9 protein-coding genes and 1 pseudogene are annotated in these 7814 nt (G+C 71.5%); 3 read left to right on the forward strand and 7 right to left on the reverse strand.

What is annotated here, in order from left to right:
- The first annotated feature begins 273 nt into the window (after window positions 1-273).
- A complete protein-coding gene (locus tag AB0A74_RS41980; protein WP_358258730.1) occupies window positions 274-1695 on the forward strand; it encodes a cellulase family glycosylhydrolase in 1422 nt (473 codons plus the stop codon).
- A gap of 63 nt (window positions 1696-1758) precedes the next feature.
- On the opposite strand, the gene AB0A74_RS41985 is transcribed toward AB0A74_RS41980, so the two are convergent.
- Genes AB0A74_RS41985 through AB0A74_RS42000 form a run of 4 tightly spaced genes read right to left on the reverse strand, consistent with a single transcriptional unit; the run spans window position 1759 to window position 4874 of the window.
- Window positions 1759-1899, reverse strand: a complete 141-nt coding sequence (locus AB0A74_RS41985) for a hypothetical protein (protein ID WP_358258732.1) — start codon at window positions 1897-1899, stop codon at window positions 1759-1761.
- Window positions 1884-3362: a glutamate--cysteine ligase gene (locus tag AB0A74_RS41990; protein ID WP_358258734.1), complete on the reverse strand. Its 1479-nt coding sequence runs from the start codon at window positions 3360-3362 to the stop codon at window positions 1884-1886. Before AB0A74_RS41990 ends, AB0A74_RS41985 begins: the two co-directional genes overlap by 16 nt.
- A 10-nt stretch (window positions 3363-3372) precedes the next feature.
- Window positions 3373-4035, reverse strand: coding sequence for a 4'-phosphopantetheinyl transferase superfamily protein (locus AB0A74_RS41995; RefSeq protein WP_358258735.1), 663 nt, complete (start codon window positions 4033-4035; stop codon window positions 3373-3375).
- Window positions 4032-4874, reverse strand: coding sequence for a metallophosphoesterase (locus tag AB0A74_RS42000; RefSeq protein WP_358258737.1), 843 nt, complete (start codon window positions 4872-4874; stop codon window positions 4032-4034). Before AB0A74_RS42000 ends, AB0A74_RS41995 begins: the two co-directional genes overlap by 4 nt.
- 421 nt (window positions 4875-5295) lie before the next feature.
- On the opposite strand from AB0A74_RS42000, the pseudogene AB0A74_RS42005 reads away from it, so the two are divergent.
- Window positions 5296-5571 (forward strand): annotated as a pseudogene (locus AB0A74_RS42005) (transposase); the annotation flags it as partial.
- Window positions 5572-5739: 168 nt separating this feature from the next.
- Window positions 5740-6000 carry a hypothetical protein gene (locus AB0A74_RS42010; protein WP_358258739.1) on the forward strand — a complete coding sequence of 87 codons (261 nt, stop codon included), beginning with the start codon at window positions 5740-5742 and terminating at the stop codon, window positions 5998-6000.
- On the opposite strand, the gene AB0A74_RS42015 is transcribed toward AB0A74_RS42010, so the two are convergent.
- The 3 genes from AB0A74_RS42015 to AB0A74_RS42025 form a co-directional block, all read right to left on the reverse strand.
- A complete protein-coding gene (locus tag AB0A74_RS42015; protein ID WP_358258741.1) occupies window positions 5997-6437 on the reverse strand; it encodes a hypothetical protein in 441 nt (146 codons plus the stop codon). The two genes, AB0A74_RS42010 and AB0A74_RS42015, sit on opposite strands and share 4 nt — an antisense overlap.
- 55 nt (window positions 6438-6492) lie before the next feature.
- A complete protein-coding gene (locus tag AB0A74_RS42020; protein WP_358258742.1) occupies window positions 6493-6921 on the reverse strand; it encodes a hypothetical protein in 429 nt (142 codons plus the stop codon).
- An 11-nt stretch (window positions 6922-6932) separates the two neighbouring features.
- On the reverse strand, window positions 6933-7814 hold an 882-nt coding region (locus tag AB0A74_RS42025), incomplete at its 5' end, for a hypothetical protein (RefSeq protein ID WP_358258744.1).

Consider the following 7814-nt stretch of genomic DNA (forward strand, 5'->3'; position numbering starts at 1 on the left):
CGCCCGCCGCCGCCCACCGCCCGGCGCCGCCCACCGCCCGCCGCCGCCAGCAGCGCGCCGCCGACGCCGCCGACCTCCGCCGCCGACCGCCGCCGCCTACCGCCGCCGCCGCCCGCCGCCGCCGCCCGCTGCCGCCCGCCGCCGGGCATTCGCCCACGTGAACCGTTGACAGGAGCGCCGCGGGGTGCTGTGATCCCGGCAACCGATAGGAAAGTTTCTTAACTGTACCGCCGCCGGTCCCGTCCGCAGTTCACCCGAGGTGGGAGGCACCCTGTGGCCATCCGATGGCTGAGCCCCCTGGTCGCGGCGACCCTGCTCGCCGTGCCGACGACCGGCCAGGCCGAACCCCAGGCCCTGGCGATCACCACGTACCAGGCCGAGTCCGCGACCGTCTCCAACGGCCTGGTCGAGTCCAACCACGCCGGCTACACCGGCTCCGGTTTCGTCAACTACGACAACGAGACCGGCAGCCACGTCGAGTTCTCCGTCACCGCGGCGGCGGCCGGCCCCGCGACCCTGAGCTTCCGCTACGCCAACGGCACCACCACCAACCGCCCGATGACCATCGCGGTCAACGGCACCACCGCGGCCACCAACCTGGCCTTCCCGGGCACCGGCGCGTGGAGCACGTGGCGCACCGCCACGACCACCGTCACCCTCGCGGCCGGCGCGAACCGCGTGCGCGCCACCGCGACCACGTCCAACGGCGGCCCGAACGTCGACAAGCTCGACGTCGACTCCGGCGGCGCCACCACCGGACGGCCCGCCGACGTCAACGGCCAGTTGCACGTCTGCGGCGTCAAGCTGTGCAACCAGTACGGGAAGCCGATCCAGCTCCGCGGCATGAGCACCCACGGCATCCAGTGGTACTCGCAGTGCATCAAGACCCAGTCGCTGGACGCCCTGGCCACCGACTGGGGCGCGGACATCCTGCGGATCTCCATGTACGTCCAGGAAGGCGGCTACGAGACCGACCCGCGCAAGTTCACCGACATGGTGCACGGGTACATCGAGGAAGCCACCAAGCGCGGCCTGTACGCCCTGGTCGACTGGCACCAGCTCGACCCCGGCGACCCGAACGCGAACCTGTCCCTGGCCCGGACGTTCTTCACCGAGGTCGCCCAGCGGCACCGGGACAAGACCAACATCATCTACGACATCGCCAACGAGCCCAACGGCGTGTCGTGGGCGGGCATCAAGTCCTACGCGGAGCAGATGATCCCGGTGATCCGCGCCCAGGACCCGGACGGCGTGGTGTTCGTGGGCACGCACGGCTGGGGCTCGCTGGGCGTCTCCGACGGCCGCACCGAGGCCGACATCGTCAACAATCCCATCAACGCCACGAACTTCATGTACACGTTCCACTTCTACGCGGCGTCCCACCAGGACGAGTACTTCGCGGCGCTCCAGCGGGCGGCCACCCGCATCCCGCTGTTCGTGACGGAGTTCGGCACCCAGACCTACACCGGTGACGGCGGCAACGACTTCACCTACTCCCAGAAGTACCTGGACTTCCTGGCCGCCAACAAGATCGGCTGGACCAACTGGAACTACTCCGACGACTCCCGCTCGGGCGCCGTCTTCAAGCCGGGCACCTGCGCCGGCACGACGTTCACCGGCACAGGCGTGCTGAAACCCGCCGGCGTCTGGGTCCGCGACCGCATGCGCACCCCGGACGACTTCCCCACCAGCTGACCGACCCCACCTGCCCGGACCACTCCGGTCCGGGCAGGCCCGGTCACCCGGTGATCACCTCGCTCAGTGCGCGTGCACGGCCTCGCCGACAGCCAGGCGCTCGCGGAACGCCCGCCGGCCGTCGGCGGTCAGCAGCGTCCAGGTCGCAGGACGGGTCGCCGCCGGGGGCCGAGGTCCGGGGGCCTCGCTCAGGACGTCGGCCAACTGTGCACCGGTTCGTTGCTGTGCATCAGGTCCCGGTAGGTCCGCAACATCCGCCGCAACGCCTCGGGCCGGTCCAGGGCCGAGTGGTCGTAGTGGCGGTGGAACACGCGTGCCTGCCACGTCGCCCCGTTCACCCCGGTCAGGCAGCGCTGCTCGATCACGCCCAGCAGCCGGTCCCGCTCGGCCTGCTCGACCTTCAGCTTCACCAGGCCCTCGTGGGCCATCGGCAGCAGCCGCCGCAGCACCAGCTCCGCCACCGGCACCGTCCCCAACCCCGGCCAGTACACCTGCGCGTCGATGCCCATCTTCGCGCCGGCCACGAAGTTCTCCTCGGCCGCGCTGAAGGACATCTGGCTCCACAGTGGACGCTCCTCCTCGGCGAGCATCCGCACCAGGCCGTAGTAGAACGCCCCGTTGGCCAGGATGTCCACCACGGTCGGCCCCGACGCCAGCACCCGGTTCTCCACCCGCAGGTGGGGCTGGTCGCGCACCACGTCGTACACCGGCCGGTTCCACCGGTAGATGGTCCCGTTGTGCAGGCGCAGCTCGCCCAGCGACGGCGTGTCGCCGCGCTCCAGCACCTGCAACGGGTCCTCCTCGTCGCAGATCGGCAGCAGCGCCGGGAAGTACCGCACGTTCTCCTCGAACAGGTCGAAGATCGACGTGATCCACCGCTCGCCGAACCACACGCGCGGCCGGACGCCCTGCTCCTTCAGCTCGTCGCTGCGGGTGTCGGTGGCTTGCTGGAACAGCGCGATCCGGGTCTCCCGCCACAGCTCCTTGCCCAGCAGGAACGGCGAGTTCGCGCCGACCGCCACCTGCACGCCGGCGATCGCCTGCGCCGCGTTCCAGTACGACGCGAACGAGTCCGGCGACACCTGCAGGTGGAACTGGGTGGACGTGCAGGCGCCTTCCGGCACGATCGAGTCGGCCGTCATCTGCAGCTTCTCGACCCCGCCGATCGCGATCTGGATGTCCTCCCCGCGCGCGGCCAGCACCTGCTCGTTGAGCAGCGCGTAGCGCGGGTTGCCCGACAGCGCGTCCAGAGCCAGGTGCTTGGCCTGCAGGGTCGGCAGGATGCCGATCATCACCATGTGGGCGTCGACGTCGCGCGCCTTGTGCTCGGCCTCGTTCAGCGACCGCCGCACGGTCTCCTCGAACCCGGTGATCCCGCCCGCGGTGAGCTGCCGCGGCGCGACGTTGATCTCCAGGTTCCACTGGCCCAGCTCGGTGACGAAGTCCGGGTCGGCGATGGCCTCCAGCGCGGCGGCGTTGCGCATCGCCGGGTCGCCCGCCTCGTCGACCAGGTTCAGCTCGATCTCCAGGCCCGCCATGGGCCGGTCGAACTCGAACCTCGACTCCCTGAGCATGCGGGCGAAGACGTCCAGGCACCGGCGCACCTTCGTGCGGTACCGCGTGCGGTCCTCCCGGGTGAACTCATGCCTCGCCACCTCGTCGCCCATGATCCGCCTCCTAGGTCGTCAAGGCAGGTACCGCGATAGCGGTGACCACAAACCCCTCCCGCGCCATCCAGCGACCCGTGAACCCGTCGAGGGTGAACCCGTCCACCACCGGCGGCTCGATGAGGACGCGCGCGGTGAACGTCCCGTCGTCGGGGTTGACGGTCACCTCCGCATCCTCGAACCCGAGCCACGTCCGCGCCAGTGGGAACCACGCCTTGTAGACCGATTCCTTCGCGCTGAACAGCAGCCGGTCCCAGCGGACCTTGTCGGTCGCCCGGCCCAGCGCCGCGACCATGCGCAGCTCACCCGGCAGGGCGATGGCCTCCAGCACCCCGTCCGGGTTGGGCTCGTTGGGCTCGGCGTCGATGCCGATCGTGCGGATGTCCGCCGTCCGCGCCACGGCCGCCGCGCGGTAGCCCTTGCAGTGCGTGATGCTGCCCACGACCCCGTCCGGCCACACCGGCGCGCGCCGCTCGCCGGGCGGCAGCGGCACCGGCGGGAGGCCCAGCCTGCCCAGCGCGAGCCGGGCGCAGTGCCGGCCGGTGGTGAACTCCTTGCGCCGCTTGTCCACGGCCTTGGCGACGTGCTCCTCCTCCTCGGGCGGCAGCGGCACGTCGAAGTCCCCGAACGTGTCCACCGACGCGACGCCCGGGGGCATGAGGTCGTCGATCACCGGGCGTCCCCTTCCCGCAGCACGTCCACCAGCGGGGCCTTGGTCCACCCGCGGGGCTGCCACTCGCGCGGGTAGCCCAGCGACACCTCGTCGAACCGGACCCCGTCCTTGCGGATGGTCCGCGGGATGTGCAGGTGCCCGTACACGGCCGCCGCCGCGCGGAACCGCAGGTGCCAGTCGGCCGTGCGCTCGGTGCCGCACCACAGCGCGAACTCGGGGTAGCGCAGGATCAGCGTGGGTTCGCGCACCAGCGGCCAGTGGTTGATCAGCACGGTCCTCAGCGCCGGGTCCACCGCGGCCAACCGCCGCTCGGTCTCCTCGACCCGGGCCGCGCACCACGCCTCGCGGCTGGGGTACGGGTCGGGGTGCAGGAAGTACTCGTCGGTGCAGATGATCCCGGCCTCCTGCGCCACGGCCAGCGCCGACTCCTTGTCCGAGGTCCCCGGCGGGCGGAACGTGTAGTCGTAGAGGGTGAACAGCGGCGCCACGGCCACCGGCCCGTCGGGGCCCGCCTCGAACACGGCGAACTCGTCCTCGGGCGTGCGCACGTCCAGGCTCCGGCACAGCTCGACCAGCTGCTTGTACCGCACCTCGCCGCGCGACTGGACGGCGTCGTCCTTGGTCGTCCACAGCTCGTGGTTGCCCGGGGACCACACGACCGTGTGAAACCGCCGGCGCAACTCCGACAGCGCCCACTCGATGTCGTCGAACCGCTCGGCGACGTCACCGGCGACGATCAGCCAGTCGTCCGGCGAGTGCGGCCGGATGCCGGTCACGAAGTCGCGGTTCTGCTGGTAGGTCACGTGCAGGTCGCTGGTGGCTAGCAGGCGCGGCGTCACACTTCCGAGGGTATCCGCCTCCGGACCGTGCGCGGGGGTGGTCACCGAACCGACCGCTCACCCGCTCGTCGCACCTGGGGTGCCGCTGACCGACGCCGCGGGGTCCGCGCGACGCTGCGTGGCCCCGTTCGGCGGCTCGGTCCTTACCCGTGCGTGTCCGGCTTCCTAGCGTGATGGGTATCACGACAGTCCTGCGGCGGAGGACCCGATGACCAACGACGTTCGACCCGCGTTCGGCCGCACGGTCGGTGCCGAGATCGCGCGCCAGGTCCAGCAGCACCAGTACCCGGCGGTGGCGCCCAGGCGCGACGAGGCCGCCCTGGCGACGTTGCTGCGGGCCCGCCAGCGCGGCGACCTCCAGCGGCAGGAGCCGTGGGTGCGCCGGGCCCCCGAGGCGCCGCCCAAGCCGCCGCACGCGGACGTGATCGAGCAGCTGGCGGCCCGCCTGGTGCCCCCGTCCCTGTGGGCGGCGGTGGAGCCCCTCATCCCGCCCGCGAAGGTCCGCAGGCAGGGCGGCGGCCGGGGCCGGGTGTCCGACCGGGCGATCTTCACGGCCATCGTGTTCGTCCTGACCAGCGGCTGCGCGTGGCGCCACCTGCCCGCCACGTTCGGCGTCACGGTGCCCACCGTCCACCGCAGGTTCCAGGAGTGGACCGACGTGGGCCTGTGGCCGCGCCTGCGCCGGGTGGCCCTCGACGCGCCCGACGGCGAGTGGCTGCGACTGGTCCTGGACGCGGCCGAACGCAGGGGCACGAAAGCCGCCGGCTGAGCCCGGCACCGGAACGACCCAGGGTGTCCGCACGTCCCCTCTTTCGAACCGGGAGCTGAGCAACACCCGTTTCCCCAGATGGAGGTGCACCCCGACATGCCGACCCCACCCGGACCCGCGCTGTCCGACCGCGAGATCGCCCTGCTCCGCGCCACCGCCGACCACCGCGTCGAGCTGACGTGCAGCAGCGAACCGGACCTGCGCGTGGACAACCTGCCCTTCTGCGACCACCCGTCCGCCCGAGCCCTGGTCCACGGGGGCCTGATCGAGCCGACCACGACGGGCCCCGTGGGCACCTGGGTCCCGGCCCGCCTGACCCCGGCGGGCACCCGCGCCCTGGGCCCGGTCGCGGCTTAGCCGGTCGTCCAGGCCGGCAGGCGCAGGGTGGTCATCGGCAACAGGCCGCGTTCCCGCAGTGCGGCGAACGACTGCAACAGCGCGTCCAGGCCGTTGTCGGTGGGGCTGGTGGCGATGGCCGCCGCGTCCGCCGCGTCCGACAGCTCGGTCAACGACAGCGGTCGGGGGACGTCACGCAGTTCCACGGCAAGGTGGACGCCCGAGGCGCTCCGCTCCGCCGCGAGGGCGTGAGCGGCGGCCCACCGGACCTCGCCGAACAGGTAGGGGACGCTGAGCACGTCCGGCGTGTCGTCGGACAGCAGCGCCTCTACGGCGGTGAGCACCCGCGGGTCGCCGGTCGGCTTCCGGACGAGCAGGTCGAGTGCGATGGTGCGGGTGTGGGCGTCGGGCGACCGGAGGTCCCGGAGGAGTTCCTCGAACTCGTCGCCAGGCAGCACTTCGACTCCTTCCGCGTCCGCAGTCGAACACGCACGTCGTTCACGCCCGGCGAGGTCAAGGGGCGTCGACCGGCAGGCGAAGGGTGGTCACCGGCAACAGGCCGCGTTCGCGCAGGGCGGCGAACGACGTCAGCATCCCGTCCACGCCGGCCCGGCGCGGCAGGCCGGACCGGTCCACCAGAGCTGACAGCTCGTCGGAACTCAGCGGTTGCGGGATCCCCTCCAGCTCGACCGGTGTCGGCACCGACGCGGCGCGGCGTTCGGCGGCGAGGGCGTGTGCCGCGACCCAGCGGATCTCGCCGAACAGCATCGGGACGCTGATCAGGTCCGGAGTGTCGTCCGCCAGCAGTTCCTCCACGACGGGCAGCACACGCGGGTCGCCCGTGGGTGCTTTGGCCAACACGCCGAGCATCGTGGTGCGGCGGTGGGCGTCGGACGCTTTCAGGATGTCGACGATCTCGCCGAGTTCCTCGTCGGTGAGCATGTGCGTTCCCCTCATCCCGCCCGGTGGCGGCGAACCCTGTCGACGACTTCCGCGATGGTCGGGTTGGGCGGCAGACCGAGCCGCGCGGCCACCCTACTGCCGATCTCGACGCGACTTTGCGCCCGCTCCTGCCAGTGCGGGTAGTTCGAGTGGTCGGCCATGGGTATGCCGTCGACCACCATGTGGTCACGGCCCTCCGCTCGCGTGTCGGCGACCGCGGCCAGCGACCTCGACATCGGTACCTGCCCGTTGGTCAGCTCTTCGACCTTGCGGGCGAGGAAGTCGTATTCGTCCTCCAGCGCTCCGCGGTGTGCTTCCAGGTAGGCCCGGTCGTGGTCGGCCTCCCAGGCGCCCCGCTGAGCCCTGGACATGTTGTCGTAGTTGCGGCCGAGGTGGTCGAACCCGGTGCGGTTGCCGATCTCGCGCAGGCGTCGCTGTTCGGCGGCCTCGTGGGCGATGAACTGGGCGTCCGCCACGGATCCGTTGCCGGACGTCAGCCTGCGCCACGCCGAGTAGTTGGCGTGGCTCATCGCGATGCCGGGGCTGTCGAACAGGTACTTCTTGATCGACCTGATGGTCTCGGGATCGACGTCGAGGCCCAGGCGGTCGAGTTCCCGCCGCATCCGGGTGGTGTCCTCGACGTTGACCAGGTTCCGCCGCAACGCGTCGATCTCGTCCGGGGTCCACGGCCTGCCCGTAGCCGGGTTGTCGCCCCACTTGAGCGGGTCGAACAGGCCACGTCGGCCGCGGTCCGCGGCGTCGTCGGCGTCGGTGTGGTTGGTGCGGTGGTGGTCGGGTGTGCCGGGGACGTAGCCGTCTTGGCTTGCTTTGGTTTTGGTGCCGTCGGGGTGGTGGGTTTCCCATTCGCCGTTGGGTGGGATTTTGGGTTGGCG

Source organism: Saccharothrix sp. NPDC042600 (genome assembly GCF_040647305.1).
Classification (GTDB): Bacteria; Actinomycetota; Actinomycetes; order Mycobacteriales; family Pseudonocardiaceae; genus Actinosynnema; species Actinosynnema mutabilis.